This is a genomic window from Pseudomonas sp. NFR09, assembly GCF_900111535.1.
GTDB classification, from domain to species: domain Bacteria; phylum Pseudomonadota; class Gammaproteobacteria; order Pseudomonadales; family Pseudomonadaceae; genus Aquipseudomonas; species Aquipseudomonas extremorientalis.
In genome coordinates this window covers 179,603-197,145 of record NZ_FOIH01000011.1, presented here as the reverse complement: position 1 = coordinate 197,145, position 17,543 = coordinate 179,603, and the positions used below count along the sequence as shown (strand labels likewise).

Sequence of the window (17,543 nt, the reverse complement as noted above, 5' to 3'; positions counted from 1 at the left end):
TCCCTACTCCCAGTAACAACACCCACGCCATAGTGCTTATTTATCGCCATTTGGTTGCCAATCATCATAGCGGCTTCCCCCTTTATCAGGAGCAAGACCATGAAGATTGGCGTGATTGGAGCCGGTTTTATCGGGCGCGCCGTGGCACAGCGGGCACTGGCGGCCGGGCATGAAGTGATGTTGAGCAACTCTCGCGGCCCGCAGACCATGAGCAGCGTGGTAAGCGGCATACGCGGCGTCAAAGTGGGCAGCGCAGAAGACGCCGCACAGTTTGGTGACGTGGTGCTGGTGGCGATTCCGTTTGAACACTACCGAAAAGTCCCGACGCAATGGCTGGCAGGCAAGACCTTGCTCGACGCCAACAACTACTACCCGGAGCGCGACGGTCATTTCCCCGCGCTGGATCGATTTGAAACCACCACCAGCCGACTGCTCGCCGAACACTTCACCCACTCAAAGGTGATCAAAGTGTTCAACGCGATTTTCGCCGCGGACATTACCGATCATGCTCGCCCCCACGGCGCACCTGACCGTCGCGCATTGCCGGTGGCCGGCGACGATGCTGTCGCCAAAGCGCAGGTGATCACCCTGCTCGACGAGCTGGGCTTTGACGCCGTCGATGCCGGCAGCCTGGATGAAAGCTGGCGGTTCGAGCGGGCCAAGCCCGCGTACTGCGTGCCGCTGGACCAGCCCGGGCTGAAGGCGGCCCTGGCCGCGGCCGAGCGTACGGTCGAACTGCCGCCGGTCGACCGCGAGCACACCCGCGCTTAAACACCGCCCCACAAAAAAGCCCGCTGACCGTTACCGGTTCAGCGGGCTTTGTGCATCAGCCTGGCTTACAGCGCCAGATCAGACGCCGGCTTGCTCGGCTCAGCCGCGGGCTTGGCAGCCTCGGTGGCCTTGGGTGCAGCCATTTGCGGAATCACAGGCGGCGTAGGCAGTTGCAGGACTTCGGCGGTGTAGGCCCATTCCTTGGCAACCGCTTCCGGGCTGTCGTTCAGCTTGGTGCCGTAGCTCGGTACGATCTGGTGCAGCTTGGCCTGCCACTCAGGGGTCGCGACCTTGTCCTTGAACACTTTCTGCAACACGGTCAGCATGATCGGGGCCGCGGTGGACGCGCCTGGCGATGCACCCAACAGGCCCGCGATGGTGTTGTCGGCGGAGCTGACCACTTCAGTGCCGAGTTTCAGAACGCCGCCCTGCTCCTCGTCACGCTTGATGATCTGCACGCGCTGACCGGCTTGCCACAGGCGCCAGTCGGATTGCTTGGCGTTCGGGAAGTACTCTTGCAGCGCCTTGAAGCGGTCGTCGTCCGACAGCATCAGTTGGCCGGCGAGGTACTCGACCAGTGGGTATTCACGAATACCGACTTTGGTCATTGGCCAGATGTTGTGGGTGGTGGTGCTGGTCAGCAGGTCCAGGTACGAGCCTTCTTTCAGGAACTTGGTCGAGAAGGTCGCGAATGGGCCAAACAGGATCACACGCTTGCCATCCAGCACGCGGATGTCCAGGTGCGGAACCGACATCGGTGGCGCGCCAACCGAAGCCTTGCCGTAGGCCTTGGCCAGGTGTTGCTCGGCAACGGTTGGGTTATCGGTCACCAGGAACGAACCACCTACCGGGAAGCCAGCGTATTCCTTGGCTTCAGGAATGCCCGACTTCTGCAGCAGGTGCAGTGCACCGCCGCCGGCGCCGATGAACACGAACTTGGCGTCGGTTTCGGTCTTGGTGCCGTCTTTCAGGTTTTTGTAGCTCACACGCCACGAACCGTCGGCGTTCTTGGTGATGTCCTGCACTTCGCTCGACAGTTTCAGGTCGAACTTAGGCGTGGTCTGCAGGTGAGCGACGAACTGGCGGGTGATCTCGCCGAAGTTCATGTCGGTACCCAGCGGGCTCCAGGTGGCCGCGATTTTCTGGTTCGGGTCACGCCCTTCCATCATCAGCGGAACCCACTTGGCGATCTGCGCCGGGTCTTCGGAGTACTGCATGCCAGCGAACAGCGGGCTGGCCTTCAGGGCTTCGTAGCGTTTTTTCAGGAACTTGATGTTGTCATCGCCCCACACAAAGCTCATGTGCGGTGTGGTGTTGATGAACGAACGCGGGTCCTTCAGCACGCCTTGGCGGACCTGCCAGGACCAGAACTGACGGGAAATCTGGAACGCTTCGTTGATCTCGACCGCTTTCGGGATCTCAACGTTGCCGTTCTTGTCTTCCGGGGTGTAGTTCAGCTCGGCCAGGGCCGAGTGACCAGTACCGGCATTGTTCCAGCCGTTGGAGCTTTCTTCGGCCACGCCATCGAGGCGCTCGACCATCTCCATCGACCAGCCCGGCTCCAGCTCGTTGAGCCAGACACCCAGGGTCGCACTCATGATGCCGCCGCCAATCAGCAGCACATCGACTTTCTTTGCCTCTTCCGCCTGAGCGGAGCTGATCCCCAGCGACAAAGCCAGCCCCAGCAGGGCAGTGTTTACTTTTTTAAACATCAGTAGCACCTATGATAAAACGCCATCCGCCCTACCGCCCCTGATCATGGGCAACCCTCCATCACGATGCGCCAGGCAACGCACCGCGGGGTTTGCACATTCACGAGAGGGCCGCAGGGTGGGCACACAAGGCCGACGTATCGACCTCACTGTTTATGTCCCTTCTGCGCTGACTTTTTATCATTATTGGCTTCAGCTACCTGGGCGACAGCCAACCGCCGGGACGTATACGGATGTACGTACCCAGGAGAGACTAGACCAGGACGGCGCGCAGAATATCACGGCAAACGGCGTTTATGCGCCGTTTGGCCAATTGACAGCTCTAAATCGCGGCTTTTAACCCGTCGATGTCAAGCGTGGCAGGCGCGACCAGGGGTCACAGGCCTGGAACTCTGACGCAAACGGCTGTTCTAGACACCTTTGCCGCCGCTTGCGTAGCATCAGCGGCTCTCCTTCGTGCGCTCCATCCAACCAGAGTTACCCATGACTATCCAGCAAACACCCGGGCATGTGCTGCCCGCGCGCAGCGCCGCCAAAATGGAAGCGGCCATGGCCGTGGGCGCCTTCGCGATCGGCACCGGCGAATTCGCCATCATGGGCTTGATGCCCGACATCGCCCACAATCTGAATTTGAGTGAACCGCAAGTCGGCCACGCCATCAGCGCCTACGCCCTGGGCGTGATGGTCGGCGCCCCACTGCTGGCCATCCTCGGCGCCAAGTTGCTGCGCAAACATATGCTGCTGTTACTGATGGGCCTGTATGCGCTGGGCAACCTGGCCACCGCCTTCACCCCGACCTTCGGCTCGCTGGTGGCCTTCCGTTTTATCAGCGGCCTGCCCCACGGCGCCTACTTCGGCATCGCCGCCGTGGTCGCCTCGAGCATGGTGCCCAACGACAAACGCGCCGGCGCCGTGGCCCGCGTGATGATGGGCCTGACCCTGGCCATGCTGCTCGGCAACCCCATCGCCACCTTCCTCGGCCAACACCTGGGCTGGCGCTCGGCGTTTGCACTGGTCAGCGTGATTGCCCTGTGCACCCTCTTACTGGTCTGGCAATTCGTGCCCCATCGTCACGACGAACAACGCAGCGACCCGCGCAAGGAACTGCGCGCCTTCACCAAACCGCAGGTGTGGATGGCGTTGTCGATTGGCGCGATCGGGTTTGCAGGGATGTTCTGCGTGTTCAGCTACCTGGCGCCGACCATGCTGGAAGTGACCAAAGTCTCGCCGCAGTGGATTCCCTTCGGCCTCGCCGCGTTTGGCGTCGGCGGCATCATCGGCAACATCGCCGGCGGCAAGCTGTTCGACCGCCTGCAATTTCGCGCCGTGGGTTGGATCATGGTGTGGTCGATGGCCGTGCTGATCTTCTTCACCTTCGCCGCCAGTTCGCTATGGAGCGTGCTGCTGGGCATTGGCCTGGTCGGCACCATGATCGCCATGGCAGCTCCCCTGCAAATCCGCTTGATGGACATCGCCCACGAAGCCCCGAGCCTGGCGGCGGCGTCGAACCACGCGGCGTTCAACCTGGCGAATGCGCTGGGACCGTGGTTGGGCGGGATGGCGATTACAGCCGGGTATGGCTGGACCAGCACCGGCTACATCGGCGCCGCTACAGCGTTGATCGGCCTGGGCATCTACCTCATCGCCCGCCGCATGAAGGGCGGCCACTGACGCCACACTTCCCGATCCAATGAAGATCCAACTGTAGGAGGGGGCTTGCCCCCGATGGCAGTGGGTCAGTCAACACACTCACGACTACCCACCACCCCATCAATCATCATGCAACAACCCCGCCCCATACTCCCCATAACTACTCCCCAACTCACCGCCGCCAAAATTCATCTTGGCGGCTTTGCTGGGCGTATGGTCCCCAAACGCCTGGCACCCGCTTGAAAAACAAGGGTCGCTGCTCACGCCGGAAGAACCCGACGAACAGGCACTCAACAGCAATGTGCCAGCAACCATCACGACTTTAACGAGGTTCGAAATCATGGTTTCAGTTCCCTGTGGAATGGAGGCGCGGAGGTCCTCTCTTGAAGAGGATCGTAGCGCTCAAAAGCGCCGGAAATGATGAAACTTTGCTGGGTGACAGGAGGGGTTCAGGTTGCCGGTTGGGTGTTCGGAGGGAAATCGATAAAACCATGATGCTCTGAATTAAGGTTAGTAGCTTCTGGATACACCTCGCGACGACCTGCTGATTCAAGCCAACGATCCACAGTGTAGGATGCCCACAACCATCCACCTTCGAGGTCGCCATGACTGGAATCTCCCTAACCCTGCCGGAAGACCTGTCCAACTCTCTTGCCGACTTGGCCAAAAGCAACGGCCAGACTGCGACCTACCTGGCGATGGACGTTCTTCGCGACTACATCGAGCATGAAAAAACGCTGACCGCTCAGATCGAGTTGGCCGTGAAAGAAGCCGACCAAGGCAAATTCGCCACCGACGATCAAGTGGCGGCCATGCGCGCTAGGCGCTGGAGTCGGAAGGCGGGTTGAGTGGCTTGAAAAATCGCTCAAAAATCTAGAAGACGAAGCAAACTATATCGCCCTCGAAAATCCAACGGCTGCTGACGACTTCTCCGATGCCATTTTCGCCAGCGTCGACAAACTGGCTCAATTTCCCTCTATGGGTCGTGAAGGCAGGGTCAAAAACACCCGTGAATGGGCAGTCCCCAATTGGTCATATCTGATTCCGTATCGGGTACGCGGTGATCGCCTGCAAATCCTCGGTGTATTCCATACACGGCAGCGTCCCCGTTCGAAATGGTAGTGGACGCAAATCTCGGCTCCCCGACACCCAACACCCATCCCTGATAAACTGCGCCCCATTCGCCTCGCTAACTCAGACGCCCCAATGCCCCTACAAATCGCCCCACTCTCCCGCCGCTTCTCCGTCGCCCCGATGATGGATTGGACAGCTTGATGCGTTAGGGCACCGCTTTACTTGCTTCCTGTGTTGAAATTCGCCAGCCTCGTAGCAAAAATTAAGCAACAAGCAATCTCCCAATTCCCCTCAACAGTTTGGTCAGTCCTAAACAGCGAGCACACAACTCTGTACCGTCCAAACATAATTGCTACAAATTATAGAGAGCAACTCCTACCTCCTCACGTTTAATACTATCATTTGTCTATCTGAACCTTCCTCGATCACATCGCTTGCACCTACACATACAGACGGAGCCTAAAACAATGACTAAAGTCTTCTATAAATATATGCCATATAGCACAGCAAGCATTGTGCTCGAAAATCAAACACTTCGCTGGAGCACACCAGCGACCTTGAACGACCCGTACGACATTCAATTTGACCTTCAGATAAACTTTGACCGAAATAAAGTACTTAGAAATACACTTGAAAAGTTATGGAAGGTATTTATCGGAGAGCTAACAGGCCACCCTGAAAACAAAATGACTTCTGCAATAAATATCATGCGACCAGCCCTTAAAGGCATCCCTAAAAAAAACTTCATGCGTCAAATGGAAGAAGGCATAAAACAATCATTCTCCGCAATCGACAAAAAAATTCACCGTACGTACTGCGAAACAAGGGAGCATCTCGCCACGACCAAAATACTATGCTTAACTGACTCTCCTACCAACCAACTAATGTGGGCCTACTATGCTGACAGCAATAAGGGGGTAGTCCTTCGTTTCGAAGATGAGCCCGGAGCAGACAGCCCCTATTGCACCGCAAAAAAAATGTCTTATATGCACGACATCCCTAAACTCTTCGAAAATGACGAACTTTCAGACTTCTTAGCAGGCTTAGTCACTTTCGATCAAGAAAAACGAGTTAACAGTCTAATTTACACTAAATCAGATGCTTGGAAACATGAAAGTGAGTGGCGAATTTTTGCCGGTGACGGGCGCGATAAAAATGCGCCTTATGAGGATAAAAAATTTGGTTCCAAAGAGCTCACAGGAGTCGTGTTTGGCTGCCGCATGCCACTTGACCACAAAATCGCATTATCGCAAACCATCACGCATAGCTATCCCCACGCTGAGATATTTCAGGCAACTCCAGCAAACCATTCCTTTCAGCTTGAACTATCTCCATTAGACATAAACAAATTACTTCCATGAAAAATCTTATCAACCAAGAAATTAGCCCATGCATTTTCTTTAGATCAAAAATACTAACCAACTGCGTCCACGCCTTAGCACGCGGACGATTCACACCGACTTGTTAGTCCTCCGATTCAACAATACATACTAATTACTTATTATTGAAGAATATACGTGCAGCACCATTAGAGCAGTCGCCTCACACAATCTATTCCAATCAACTTTATCAGGATCAAAGGACTGATGAAAAGATCTATAATGAACCAACGAATTACGTAACTGATACATTTGCTTCGTAGTAAAATTAACCAAGTCTGCATTTGCAGGCAACGCAACTCCCAGCGCGGAAAGCAGCAGCCGTAAGTCGTCAGAAACTGCTTGCTGTAAAAGCACTCCCAAGCTAGGTTCTTCTCGAGGATGCCAAGAAAGAGTTTCCTCTAAAATCCGAGCAACATGATTCCACTCCATGCTCATACCGAGCTTCCCCATAAGCTCAGATGTTTGAGAATAGGCATAAAGGGCTTCCAAACATCTGTACAGAGCCAAAAAGACGGCACTTGGGTCCGTATCAAACAAAGAACGACACAAAATCCTGTAAGGAATTGCTACAGGGCTCAAATCCGCAATCAATTCTAGATTGGCTCTAAACTGTTTATCTATCCAAGCGCCAGCACGAATTCGATCGGCTAAACAAATTAAAAAGAACACTCGGGACGTCTCGGAGTCACTAATATCTACACCCGAAAAAACCCTAATTGTGGGATACAATGGGGATATGTCAATGACGTCATGCCCACTGTAACCATTTGTATTTTTCCCCGTGCCAATTATGTTACCAACTTCAACCGGCGTAGCCTTAGGCATAGGCCTAAGTTCTGACAATATAGCTGTCATCATACCACCGGCTAAACCCTCATCTGCCAAGCCTGCTATTTCGTCCGGCAACTCTAACCCAACCGTACAAAACATTGAGCTACCATCTAGATCAAAACGAGCCAGTTTCAATGACGTACTTAACGACATTGCCGTTGTTAAATCCGCCTTCACTAATCTTCGCTGATCTTTGCCCTTTTCGCTTATAAGCCATCGACCTTCCCCTGCATTTTTACGAGCCACCTCGTTTACGATGCAGTACTGGTCTAGGTCTGCAAATATTAAATTATTTGCTGCAATTTTATTCCTGGAAGTCATTAACTTGCACGCCAGCAGGGTTCCATATTAGGTATTTCAAAAGCATCCTCTATAAGGACCTTAAACGCTTCTACAAATACGCTTCGCTCATATCTACCCACCTGTCCGACTTTCTTATCCAAAATCTCACTCAGTACATCCAAGCGAAGAAAACCGCCCACTTCGACTGGACTAAGTCTGTTCAATTTATCAACCATAGTGGATGCATGCTTGACAACCGTACCCATCCGAGTACTTCTTTCTATTACTTCCCTATCTAGGCCAGGGCGACCCAAGACATATTGAGCGATCGCAACCATAAACCCAATGCGTGCAGGCTGACTTCCGAACACCTCTTTACCGCGCGAAAATCGCCCACTATTTCCATTATCATATCGATCAAAGGCTTTATCGAGCGCAACTAGCAATGAAAGCGCGCTATAAAAATGCTCTTGAAAACCTGTATCCGCAAGATTATCTACAAAGTCCAATCGAGAAAACTCTTCTGACAAAGTCTCCTTTGTATCAACATTCGTTTTCCGCAAAGAAAATGCCAGGTACAGTTCTACTAATGCATCCGAGCTAAATTGCGCACTAGCTACACGCCGCCCAGGTTTATCGGGTGAAAAAATCCTATCAATTTCCGGAACATTATTTTTTATCTCGTCCAATAACGGTGCATATACGACTGATAGCTGACGCGCTAACGTCCATGGTACCTGCCCTGTATTCAAGACCAGCATCCTGTAAACTAGAGACCTCACCGATCTAGCAACCCAAAACTCTACTCTCATCTCTCGAGATGCGATGCTTACATCGATCTCACACGCATCTATTAATGCTGCAGTTCGCTGCATACCATCAATAATTGTAAGATCATGACGGGAAAGTCCCTGAAGAAACAGATTGATATCTGAGAGCCCCCCGGAAGATATATCATTAACAACTGCTTCATCTACTATTACGCCGATCACTACCGGAGGTAACACTGCACCAGCGCGAATATCAGAAATCATTCGGTCTCGTATTCGCTTTGCTGTTGTCGTCTTAAGCACCTCTCGCTGCCCGGTGATACCACCCCGTTGCGCGTGCGCCCCTCGGACTAAACTTAGATACTCTCCTGCTGTCATCTTTCCGAGAACCGAATAACAGTCTGTGCGACGATCATGTATCAAATCCACTAAAAACTCCTTATTTTAGTTACTCAAAAGGTAATACTTACTGCACCCACACCCTATTAGCTCAATACAATATATCTTCTCACCTGAACTGCATAGGCACATCTCGGAGGGGCTCTATAATAGGACCGTTTGCTGCCAAGCATAGTCCCCCATAAATGCAATGAAGCAGAAAATGTGCACACCTTAGCTGGACGAGCACTCAATAGCTGCAAAAGGCCTGATTGCCTTGCTTTCAGCCGATGGCAGGCTCATCGGCAAGCCACGGACCATAGCTCATCAAGTTTTGTCGTAAAGCTTTGGCTCATCATATCGCGCCTCATACCCCAGTCAGGATCTGCTGGCACGCTCGCGGAGCGCAGCGTTCCGCTGCCCCACCGATTATTAATCTGATCCAACACCGTCATCACCCGAGTAGCACCCGCAGGCTGTGACATGGCAAACAGATCATCGGTGTATTCACCTGCCTGACAGAGGTTGAGCAACATGACCTCAGCCTTGCTGTACTTAAAGCCTAATCGAAATATCCGATCAAGCGCCCCCACCGCAGCTTGAGTAAGCAACCGCACATCGTCAGTGGGATAAGGCATATCCACAACCACCCCATTGGCATACTTCGCCTCCTCTGGATTGAACATGCCAGTGCGGATGCACACCCGCACCTTCTTGCACAGCGAGCCCTGGGCGCGGAGCTTCTCAGAGGCGCGCATCATGTATGTGGCCACCGCCTCCTTGATGGGCGGCAGCTCTGCCAGCCTCATGCCGAACATGCGGCTGCAGCAGATCTCCTGCTTCGGCGGATCCGGCTCATCAAGCTCCAGGCAAGGCGTGCCGCCCAACTCCCTGGCCGTCTTCTCGATCACAATGCTGAACTTCTTACGAAGCGTCCACGGATCGGCCTTAGCCAGGTCCATCGCCGACTTGATACCCATGGCATCAAGATGGAGTTTCATCTTTCGACCGACACCCCACACCTCCACCACGTCCGTATTGCGTAGCACCCAATCACGCTTAACCGGATCGGTGATGTTGACCACCCCACCGGTTTGGGACTGCAGGCGCTTCGCGGTGTGGTTTGCCAACTTCGCCAAGGTCTTTGTGTGAGCGATACCAACACCGACCGGGATACCCGTGCAGCGAAGCACCTGGGCGCGAATCTGCCGGCCTAAGGCATCCAGCCCACCGATACCGGTCAGGTCGGCGAACGCCTCGTCGATGCTGTACACCTCGACTGCCGGCACCATCGCCTCGATCAGTCTCATGACGCGCTCGCTCATGTCGCCGTACAGCGCATAGTTGGAGGAAAACGGGACAATGCCGTGCTGCTTGAGCTTGTGTTTGATCTGGAAATACGGCTCGCCCATCTTGATGAAGGGTTTGGCGTCGTAGCTCCGGGCGATGACACACCCGTCGTTATTGCTTAGCACCACGATGGGCACCTTCGCCAGGTCAGGTCGGAATACTCGCTCGCAACTAGCATAGAAGCTGTTGCAGTCGATCAGTGCGAAGGTTGGCTGCTGCTTAGACATGGCTGCGCACTGTGCTGGTGATCACGCCCCAGATCGATAGTTCGTCGCCTTCGAGAACGTAGCGTGCCGGGAACTTGGGGTTTTCGGAAAGCAGGACCACTTCCCGACCGCGCTTACACAAGCGCTTGCAGACGGGCTCATTGTTCAGCAGTGCCACCACCACATGCCCGTGGATCGGCTCGATGGCACGGTCCACCACGGCCAGGTCACCATCGAAGATCCCGACTCCCTGCATGCTCTCACCGGTGATTGCTACCAGGTACACGTGGGGTGCCCGGATATTCAAGACCTCATCCAATGAGATGTGCTGCTCGATGTGGTCCGCTGCCGGCGACGGAAAACCGGCCGGAACCTGGAACGAGCACAACGGCAACTTCGCGCCGACCTCAGCGATGGGACCTAGAATGGTGAAGCTCATGATGCGGCCTTTTACATTTACTGTATGAATGTACAGTTAACTTTGTAGGACGCTTGCGGTCAATTTTTCTGTAGGGGATTTCGACAAGCGGAGAGGTGCGTATGTGTGGGCGATTCGTGCAATACGAAGGGATGGCGATCTTCATTGAAGAGCTGAGCCCGCAGATAGAGCTGTTCAGCGGGTATGACGCTCAGCCAATTGATCGCTACAACGTCGCACCGTCAACGCGGGTGCAGGTTCTACACACAGCTGAGGATGGGCTGCATATCGATGCAGTCAAATGGGGATGGGCGCCGTTCTGGGCGAAGGGAAAACCTCCGGATCCGATTAACGCTAGGGTCGAGACGGTCACCACCGGGAAGTTCTTCAAACAGCTCTGGCCGAATGGCCGGGCCATTGTGCCCAGTGAAGGCTGGTATGAATGGGTAAAAGATCCGGACGATCCGAAGAAGAAGCAGCCCTACTTCATCCGCCTGAAGAGCCGGCGTCCGATGTTCTTCGGGGCGCTTGCCCAGGTCAATCCAGGGTTGGAGCCTCATGAGGGCGATGGTTTTGTCATTATCACCGCCGCAAGCGATCAGGGCATGGTCGATATCCACGACCGGCGCCCCTTGGTGTTGACCCCAGAACATGCCAACGAGTGGCTTGATCCCGGCATAACCCCATCGCGAGCGGAGGAGATTGCAAAGGAACTGTGCCAACCCACGGAAGAGTTTGAATGGTTTCCCGTAGGCAAGGACGTAGGGAATGTTAGAAATCAGGGGCCGGAACTGATTGAGCCAGACAGGTCAGCTCAGGTACCACATCACGAAGGCGACTGCAGAGATCCACACCAGGGTAAGCAGAAATGAAAGACCCGCGAGTTGCTTATCCATCCGCTACCCAATGTGAGGTTAAAAGACTGCAATACGAGCTACAGGGGCAACTTTAGTTCAGTGAGGGCAACGCGCCACCGTTCAAAACGGCGGCGCCTATCAGAACAGCCCACCCAACGCTGCCGGCTCCCAATTCATGATTACCAACTCGCCGCTGATCTCGGCTTTGCTTTGGCGCTGGTTAGCTGTGCTGTATCGGATATCTACCGTCTCGAAGTGAAAGCCTTCAAACACTCGTCGGATATCGGGATGGTCATTGATGCTGACCATAACCTTGCCCTTGCAGCGCCGCATGAAGTCGGCCATTCGCTCGTAGTTTTCAAAAGGAAAGTCGACGCCATAGCCTGCGGTTTGCCAGTAAGGCGGGTCCATGTAATGGAAAGTGTGCGGTCGGTCATAACGTTCGGCGCAATCAATCCAGGGGAGATTCTCAACATAGGTGCCGGACAGGCGCTGCCATGCGGCAGAGAGGTTCTCCTCGATCCGCAGCAGGTTGATAGCCGGGCCAGTGGTCGCGGTGCCAAAGGTCTGCCCCGTCACCTTGCCAGCGAAGGCGTGATGCTGCAGGTAGAAAAATCGGGCGGCGCGTTGGATATCGGTAAGGGTTTCAGGGCGGGTCATTTTCTGCCATTCGAATACCTGTCTCGAACTGAGTGCCCATTTGAACTGGCGCACGAATTCTTCCAAGTGGTTCTGCACAACGCGGTAGAGCGTCACCAGGTCGCCGTTGATGTCGTTTAGGACTTCGACCGGGGCGGCCTGGGGACGCATGAAGTAGAGCGCGGCACCGCCGGCAAAAACTTCGACGTAGCATTCGTGCGGCGGGAACAGCGGGATAAGGCGGTCGGCCAGGCGGCGTTTGCCGCCCATCCAAGGGACGATGGGTGTAGACATAGAAGCAAGACCTTTGCTGTATGGATAAACAGTGCTAGGCTCGCTTCGCTTTGTGCACGAAGCAGGAGCCTTGGCTGGACTTGCAGGGACGATCTGCGGGGAAGGTGGCTGTTTGAATGTTGACGCATCCAAAACAGCCGCTCCTTTTTAAATCGGTCTAACAGGCTGGCTAATGAAAAAAGATCTACTACATAATTTCAAAATTGAGCTACCGCAGTTCGCAACTAAGCTTATTACAGAGCTGTTGTTAGGGATCATCATAGGCTCCATTCCAGTATGGATTAACTCCAGATCCAAAGAAGGGTTTGAAGCTACTATCAACGGCCTACTTGCAGTAAAACAGCTATCGGATCATGCCTCATTTCTCCTGATACCCTACACCGTTATTTGTATATATAGCTTTGCATTCACCCGAAAGACGGAATGGGGAGCGAGAAGATTTAATTACATCCACAAGATAACCTCCGAAGTAGGAACGAATTTATTAGCAATAGTAAGAGCTGGGCTAGGCGCAATGTTTGGTTATTTAACGGCTTCTGCATTCACCGAGTTCGGAGCAAAATCCAATACCGAATACGTAACAACAGCTCTATACCTAGTATTCACACTGATTTTTTGCGCTGCAGTTTCACTCTTTCACGACACCCTCACACCACAAAAATTGACTAGCCGGTATAAAAACGATCTTAAGTTTGATCGTAACTTGAAATAGCCCCTCTCAATGTAGGATCTCCCGAACGTAGGATTGGCACGCCGCAAGGGCGATCAATCCTTGATCACCTGCATCGGTGATTCCGATAATTCGTTGAGCATGCGCTGGGTCAAGTTCGGCTCTTGTGGGGCCATGAACCACGCGGCCGGTGGCGGTGGTGGTTGGCACTGAACAGCGGCTGGTGGCGTCGGTGGCGGCGAGAACGACTGACAGCCGCAGATCAGCAGTAGCCAGGCGATCACGCAGACGAGCCTGCTTGGTTTGCTCATCGGTCAATTCCTTGTAGTGGGTTTCATCTTTGTTCCGCAGGCGCTGCTCAAGGGCGAGGTGCTTGTCCTGTTCTTTGCGCTGCTGGGCGGCAGCCGCTCGGGATAACTCGCCGAGGGTGTCGGCGTGTAGCCTGGCCTGGCGCTCCAACTGCTGGCCGTAGCGCCAACCTTGAGCGGTCCAGGCGAAGGCAGCAGATCCGGCCACCACCGTCACCATCAACGCGCCGACTGCGGCGAGCCGGTATGGCATGGGGATCAGGTAGAAGAGACGCATAACACCGCCCTCGCCCTGGCCCACAGCTGCAGCCGATCCTCCAGGCCATTGAGGCCCCCATTGATCCGCCGGGTGATGGTGGTGAACTGCTCCTGATCCGCGAGCACATTCAATCCATTCACCGACCAGAACCACGCGGCCGACTCAGCGGCCCATTGCGGCAATTCAAGCAGCTCCGGCGTGCGCAGCAATCGCTCATCACCAAACAACGCCAGGCTGCAGCGCAGGTAGTTGTCGTGCCCGGTGACCTGGATAAGCCCACGACCGCGATAGCGTTGGCCGTCACCGTCGGCGGTCGGAGTGTTGCCAAGCCTGGCTGCCAGCGGACCGGTGTCGTACTTGCTGAGGTATTGATCGCTCCCCAGTTCACGCACGTACTGCAGCTGGCCGGACTCGTGCCCAACCTGGGCAAGGAAGGCCGCCTGGCGCGTCGGTGTATCGATCTTGCGGTTGGTCATGGCCGCGTTTAGGGCGGATACAAAAACGCCCGCTTGGCGGCGGGCGTTGGGCATGATGCGTTGGAGCTGTGCTTCGGTTAGTCCCATGATTTTCTCCAGACGAAAAAAACCCGGCAAGTGCCGGGTTTGGTTACAGATGTTTGTCAGCCGTTAGAGGGGTGCAGTAATTGCTTCAGCCTCGGGGCAAGAATCGTTCGTCCTACGTACAAGGAAGCCGAAGGGGTCAGGTGACCGTAATCCACCGCCATTAGCGACTTTCCATCATCGACCTTGGCCAAACAGGCCAAGCCTTTACATACACCGCCGATAACAGAAATATAGTCGATCACACTCGAATCGAGTTTTTCCTTGAGCAATGCGTCAGTTTTGAGGATCCGTTCATCCAGCCCCTGATCGACGATCTGACTGTCAGCAGAATTCCAATGACGCTTAGTGATCACCAGTGGCAAGGACGGTTGCCATTGCGGTACAGGCCCGACCAGCACGACCTCTTTGACTCCCAGCGTCTTTAGATGCCGAGCAATTTCATTCCAATCCGTAAGCTCGTGAGAATTCTGTTGAGCCATCACGACGATCTCAGGTTGGATCCGAGCAATTTCCTGCAATGCAAAGGCATTGGATGCATTACAGGTAGCTTGGAACGCCACAGGAGACTTGTTCTGGCCTAGGGTTGCTCCACAAGCAGATGAGGTGACTTGATAGAAAGGAACACCGGCAGGCAAATTGCTCCGAATTCCGAATGAAAGCGCTTCAGCGTGCGAGTCTCCCCAAAGAAAAACACCCCCCACCCCCTTCTTTTCAGTGCAAGAAGCGTCAATATTTTTTGCACCGGTAGCGGCAAAAACCTCATAAGAATTACATTTAAGCCAGTATGCTTCACCAAGATTTTTATGCAGCGCTGCATAACTATCCACGAATCTTGTTTTCTCAGTGATGCTCTCACCTCTTATATCCAAGTTGAGGCCATCGGATTTAAAAACTAAAACACTGAGTAACACGAGACTTACGAAACCGCCACACCAAGCCAAAGAACGAGCGCCACTCTTAGGCTTACCCCTCTTACGCTCAATCAATGCATAGGATGCATAACCGAACACCAGTGAAATAACAATACCTATCAAGGCGCTGAAAAAGCCATCGAGCTGCCCCGAATAAGTCATGTAGACCATGACAGGCCAGTGCCAAATGTAAATCGAGTACGAGTACAAGCCTACACGCTGAAACACCCAATTGCCGGTCAACCGAGAATTCTGTCTATTGGCGAGGATTACCATCAGCGTTCCCGTGACCGGCATGAGCGCGTAATAACCGGGCCACACCACAGTTTTCGATATCACGATATAGCCAGACAGGATTAGCACTAACCCTGCCCATTCGAGGATACGGCTTTTCGCTTTGTTCAATGCGAGAGGAAAAAGGAAGGCAAGGCCACCGGCGCAAAGCTCCCAGGCGCGGGCTTTCAGCAGATAAAACGCTTGTTCTGGGTACTGTGGAGAAAGTATGAGCGAGTAAATAAAACCAATCAAAACCGCCGCCAGCACAAACCAACGGATAGCCCTAAGTCCAAATACTTTCCTCAGGACCAGTAGCACAATTGGATAGATAATATAGAACTGCCACTCAACAGAAAGCGACCAGGTGTGAAGCAGCCAATTCTCGTTAGTGCTTGCGGCAAAATACCCTACCTCCTTCAGATAAACAGTATTCGAGTAAAACCCAAGACTACTATAAACATGCTGCGCCATTTGCTTGTATTCGGTCGCTAACAAGTTAAACCAACCAAACACCATTAACGCAAAACACATAACAGCTAGGACGGGAATGATCCGCTTAGCCCGCGCAATATAGAAACGAACCAAACTGAAATCATCGCCACTCAACCCACGGCAAATAATCGCCGTCATCAAATAGCCGGAGATAACAAAGAAAACATCTACCCCAGCAAACCCGCCCGGCAGCCATAACGCATTGAAATGGTAAATGACAACAGCCAGTACAGCTAGCGCTCTTAAACCATTTATATCTTTTCTAAAATCCATTATTCGCTATCCGATGACTGTCTTTTCACGAGGCATATGACTTGATATTTTGGGGGTGACGGCTGACTCCCAAACTCGTCGCGGGCGAGATATTACAGGATTTCTCTCTGATTGAGCCTCGCACTCATCAAAGCTCCATCACTTTGACTTCTTTTGACTTTTTCTTTTTCTTGCTTGCAGCCTTAGCCTTGCCCTTCTTACCTGCGTTGCATTCCACTGTGGTGCTCCAGCCAGACTGGGTGAACACCTGCTCTACCGAGTCCACTAGGAACTCCCCGTCCAACCCTTCCTTGAAACCCTGCGCATTGACCTGTCGTTCAGCATAGAGATCCGTACGCCCTAGCATCTCCAAACGTACCTCAGCGGTCGAACGATTGAATGCGGCGAGCCGGGCTTTGGCTGCCTGCTCAGCGGCGGATTTGTTGGGATGAATATGTCGGTCGGTATGCACCGGGGGCAACCCTACAGGTGCGTCATTGTTGTCCAGAGTCAGGTTCACCAGCTCTCCGGTTTTCTTGTCCTGATACCTGGCTTTGACTGCCTTTTGAGTGGTGCGGTCGGTAAAGCGGAATTGCCAGCGGCTGACGTCACTGCGTCGGATGGTGATCGCTGGCAAATTCTTGCCACTGGCGGTCTGCCCACTCTGACGTGTCAATACCAGCAGCTTGCTGTCGGCCACCTTGGCGGTACAGTCGTGATCCTTGGCGAGCCGGGTGATGAAGTTATAGTCAGACTCGTTCATCTGATCGGCCCGAGGAACTACAGTTGCTACTGGGCATTCAGGCTTCCATCCATTACGTGCGGCAATATCACTGACGATCTTGGACAGCGGCACATTTTCCCAACTGCCGCTGCGGGTGGTCTTGCCACTGCCGCGCATGTCGCTGGCCTTACCGCGAATGACCAGGGTATCCGGCGGACCGGAGACCTCGATGTCATCCACGGTGTAACGCCCAAGACGTGCCAGCGCTTTGCTGTCGTAGCCAAGATAGATCTCGATCCCGGCGCCCTTCTTGGGGAGCGCGACGGCGCCGTCACGGTCATCAATACGTAATTCGAACTCGTCCGACTCCATACCAGGTTTGTCGAGCGTACGCAGTAACAGCAGACGGTCGTTGATCAAGGCTGTGATGTCGTTGCCATCAGCGACAATTCGAAAGATTGGCTTCATGGTTGG

18 protein-coding genes are annotated in these 17,543 nt (G+C 53.8%); 7 read left to right on the top strand and 11 right to left on the bottom strand.

Annotated features, from left to right (window positions below; translation table 11 throughout):
- Positions 1 to 99: 99 nt before the first annotated feature.
- Entirely contained in the window at positions 100 to 771 is a 672-nt protein-coding gene (locus tag BMX59_RS23840) for an NADPH-dependent F420 reductase (RefSeq protein WP_093126431.1), read from the top strand.
- Positions 772 to 836: 65 nt separating this feature from the next.
- Here the strand turns inward: BMX59_RS23840 and mqo are convergent, their stop codons facing one another.
- Positions 837 to 2,483: a malate dehydrogenase (quinone) gene (mqo, locus tag BMX59_RS23835; protein ID WP_093126426.1), complete on the bottom strand. Its 1,647-nt coding sequence runs from the start codon at positions 2,481 to 2,483 to the stop codon at positions 837 to 839.
- Between the two features lie 483 nt (positions 2,484 to 2,966).
- Here mqo and BMX59_RS23830 point away from each other — a divergent pair, with 483 nt between their 5' ends.
- Positions 2,967 to 4,154 (top strand): MFS transporter, encoded by a 1,188-nt coding sequence (locus BMX59_RS23830; protein WP_071489035.1) that lies wholly within the window; start codon positions 2,967 to 2,969, stop codon positions 4,152 to 4,154.
- 99 nt (positions 4,155 to 4,253) lie between these two features.
- Here BMX59_RS23830 and BMX59_RS23825 read toward each other — a convergent pair whose 3' ends face one another.
- Positions 4,254 to 4,475, bottom strand: a complete 222-nt coding sequence (locus tag BMX59_RS23825; protein WP_093126421.1) for a hypothetical protein — start codon at positions 4,473 to 4,475, stop codon at positions 4,254 to 4,256.
- Positions 4,476 to 4,738: 263 nt separating this feature from the next.
- On the opposite strand from BMX59_RS23825, the gene BMX59_RS23820 reads away from it, so the two are divergent.
- The 3 genes from BMX59_RS23820 (at position 4,739) to BMX59_RS23810 (ending at position 6,568) form a co-directional block, all read left to right on the top strand.
- Positions 4,739 to 4,981, top strand: a complete 243-nt coding sequence (locus BMX59_RS23820) for a CopG family ribbon-helix-helix protein (protein ID WP_093126416.1) — start codon at positions 4,739 to 4,741, stop codon at positions 4,979 to 4,981.
- Positions 4,932 to 5,255: a type II toxin-antitoxin system RelE/ParE family toxin gene (locus BMX59_RS23815; protein ID WP_093126412.1), complete on the top strand. Its 324-nt coding sequence runs from the start codon at positions 4,932 to 4,934 to the stop codon at positions 5,253 to 5,255. The genes BMX59_RS23820 and BMX59_RS23815 overlap by 50 nt, the downstream gene beginning before the upstream one ends.
- A 419-nt stretch (positions 5,256 to 5,674) precedes the next feature.
- Positions 5,675 to 6,568, top strand: a complete 894-nt coding sequence (locus tag BMX59_RS23810; RefSeq protein ID WP_093126407.1) for a DUF2971 domain-containing protein — start codon at positions 5,675 to 5,677, stop codon at positions 6,566 to 6,568.
- A gap of 129 nt (positions 6,569 to 6,697) precedes the next feature.
- Here the strand turns inward: BMX59_RS23810 and BMX59_RS30285 are convergent, their stop codons facing one another.
- The 4 genes from BMX59_RS30285 to BMX59_RS23795 form a co-directional block, all read right to left on the bottom strand.
- Positions 6,698 to 7,741, bottom strand: coding sequence for a hypothetical protein (locus BMX59_RS30285; protein WP_139212923.1), 1,044 nt, complete (start codon positions 7,739 to 7,741; stop codon positions 6,698 to 6,700).
- Entirely contained in the window at positions 7,741 to 8,736 is a 996-nt protein-coding gene (locus BMX59_RS30875) for a hypothetical protein (RefSeq protein WP_256572991.1), read from the bottom strand. The genes BMX59_RS30285 and BMX59_RS30875 overlap by 1 nt, the downstream gene beginning before the upstream one ends.
- A gap of 413 nt (positions 8,737 to 9,149) precedes the next feature.
- Positions 9,150 to 10,427: a translesion error-prone DNA polymerase V subunit UmuC gene (gene umuC / locus BMX59_RS23800; protein ID WP_093126401.1), complete on the bottom strand. Its 1,278-nt coding sequence runs from the start codon at positions 10,425 to 10,427 to the stop codon at positions 9,150 to 9,152.
- Complete coding sequence (locus BMX59_RS23795; protein WP_044286813.1) at positions 10,420 to 10,845, bottom strand: LexA family protein; 426 nt, start codon at positions 10,843 to 10,845, stop codon at positions 10,420 to 10,422. The genes umuC and BMX59_RS23795 overlap by 8 nt, the downstream gene beginning before the upstream one ends.
- A gap of 101 nt (positions 10,846 to 10,946) precedes the next feature.
- On the opposite strand from BMX59_RS23795, the gene BMX59_RS23790 reads away from it, so the two are divergent.
- Positions 10,947 to 11,696, top strand: a complete 750-nt coding sequence (locus BMX59_RS23790; protein ID WP_093126396.1) for an SOS response-associated peptidase family protein — start codon at positions 10,947 to 10,949, stop codon at positions 11,694 to 11,696.
- A 123-nt stretch (positions 11,697 to 11,819) separates the two neighbouring features.
- Here the strand turns inward: BMX59_RS23790 and BMX59_RS23785 are convergent, their stop codons facing one another.
- Entirely contained in the window at positions 11,820 to 12,614 is a 795-nt protein-coding gene (locus tag BMX59_RS23785) for a DNA adenine methylase (RefSeq protein WP_093126392.1), read from the bottom strand.
- 172 nt (positions 12,615 to 12,786) lie between these two features.
- Between BMX59_RS23785 and BMX59_RS30280 the strand changes: the two genes are divergently transcribed.
- Positions 12,787 to 13,326 (top strand): hypothetical protein, encoded by a 540-nt coding sequence (locus tag BMX59_RS30280; RefSeq protein ID WP_139212922.1) that lies wholly within the window; start codon positions 12,787 to 12,789, stop codon positions 13,324 to 13,326.
- A 6-nt stretch (positions 13,327 to 13,332) separates the two neighbouring features.
- Here the strand turns inward: BMX59_RS30280 and BMX59_RS23780 are convergent, their stop codons facing one another.
- The 4 genes from BMX59_RS23780 to BMX59_RS23765 all read right to left on the bottom strand — a co-directional run bounded on the left by BMX59_RS23780 (position 13,333) and on the right by BMX59_RS23765 (position 17,537).
- Positions 13,333 to 13,869 (bottom strand): lysis system spanin subunit, encoded by a 537-nt coding sequence (locus tag BMX59_RS23780; RefSeq protein ID WP_093126388.1) that lies wholly within the window; start codon positions 13,867 to 13,869, stop codon positions 13,333 to 13,335.
- Positions 13,851 to 14,414: a glycoside hydrolase family 19 protein gene (locus BMX59_RS23775; RefSeq protein WP_093126383.1), complete on the bottom strand. Its 564-nt coding sequence runs from the start codon at positions 14,412 to 14,414 to the stop codon at positions 13,851 to 13,853. The genes BMX59_RS23780 and BMX59_RS23775 overlap by 19 nt, the downstream gene beginning before the upstream one ends.
- A 56-nt stretch (positions 14,415 to 14,470) precedes the next feature.
- A complete protein-coding gene (locus BMX59_RS23770) occupies positions 14,471 to 16,366 on the bottom strand; it encodes an acyltransferase family protein (RefSeq protein WP_093126377.1) in 1,896 nt (631 codons plus the stop codon).
- Positions 16,367 to 16,493: 127 nt separating this feature from the next.
- The gene (locus BMX59_RS23765) at positions 16,494 to 17,537 is read right to left on the bottom strand and encodes a phage late control D family protein (protein WP_093126372.1); all 1,044 of its coding nucleotides are present in this window, start codon (positions 17,535 to 17,537) and stop codon (positions 16,494 to 16,496) included.
- Positions 17,538 to 17,543 lie beyond the last annotated feature (6 nt).

Excerpts from the sequence above, each read along its gene's own strand:
- BMX59_RS23840 (WP_093126431.1), top strand. The coding sequence starts at position 100 with ATGAAGATTGGCGTGATTGGAGCCGGTTTTATCGGGCGCGCCGTGGCA.
- mqo (WP_093126426.1), bottom strand. The coding sequence starts at position 2,483 with ATGTTTAAAAAAGTAAACACTGCCCTGCTGGGGCTGGCTTTGTCGCTG.
- BMX59_RS23830 (WP_071489035.1), top strand. The coding sequence starts at position 2,967 with ATGACTATCCAGCAAACACCCGGGCATGTGCTGCCCGCGCGCAGCGCC.
- BMX59_RS23825 (WP_093126421.1), bottom strand. The coding sequence starts at position 4,475 with ATGATTTCGAACCTCGTTAAAGTCGTGATGGTTGCTGGCACATTGCTG.
- BMX59_RS23820 (WP_093126416.1), top strand. The coding sequence starts at position 4,739 with ATGACTGGAATCTCCCTAACCCTGCCGGAAGACCTGTCCAACTCTCTT.
- BMX59_RS23810 (WP_093126407.1), top strand. The coding sequence starts at position 5,675 with ATGACTAAAGTCTTCTATAAATATATGCCATATAGCACAGCAAGCATT.
- BMX59_RS30285 (WP_139212923.1), bottom strand. The coding sequence starts at position 7,741 with ATGACTTCCAGGAATAAAATTGCAGCAAATAATTTAATATTTGCAGAC.
- BMX59_RS30875 (WP_256572991.1), bottom strand. The coding sequence starts at position 8,736 with ATGATTTCTGATATTCGCGCTGGTGCAGTGTTACCTCCGGTAGTGATC.
- umuC (WP_093126401.1), bottom strand. The coding sequence starts at position 10,427 with ATGTCTAAGCAGCAGCCAACCTTCGCACTGATCGACTGCAACAGCTTC.
- BMX59_RS23795 (WP_044286813.1), bottom strand. The coding sequence starts at position 10,845 with ATGAGCTTCACCATTCTAGGTCCCATCGCTGAGGTCGGCGCGAAGTTG.
- BMX59_RS23790 (WP_093126396.1), top strand. The coding sequence starts at position 10,947 with ATGTGTGGGCGATTCGTGCAATACGAAGGGATGGCGATCTTCATTGAA.
- BMX59_RS23785 (WP_093126392.1), bottom strand. The coding sequence starts at position 12,614 with ATGTCTACACCCATCGTCCCTTGGATGGGCGGCAAACGCCGCCTGGCC.
- BMX59_RS30280 (WP_139212922.1), top strand. The coding sequence starts at position 12,787 with ATGAAAAAAGATCTACTACATAATTTCAAAATTGAGCTACCGCAGTTC.
- BMX59_RS23780 (WP_093126388.1), bottom strand. The coding sequence starts at position 13,869 with ATGCGTCTCTTCTACCTGATCCCCATGCCATACCGGCTCGCCGCAGTC.
- BMX59_RS23775 (WP_093126383.1), bottom strand. The coding sequence starts at position 14,414 with ATGGGACTAACCGAAGCACAGCTCCAACGCATCATGCCCAACGCCCGC.
- BMX59_RS23770 (WP_093126377.1), bottom strand. The coding sequence starts at position 16,366 with ATGGATTTTAGAAAAGATATAAATGGTTTAAGAGCGCTAGCTGTACTG.
- BMX59_RS23765 (WP_093126372.1), bottom strand. The coding sequence starts at position 17,537 with ATGAAGCCAATCTTTCGAATTGTCGCTGATGGCAACGACATCACAGCC.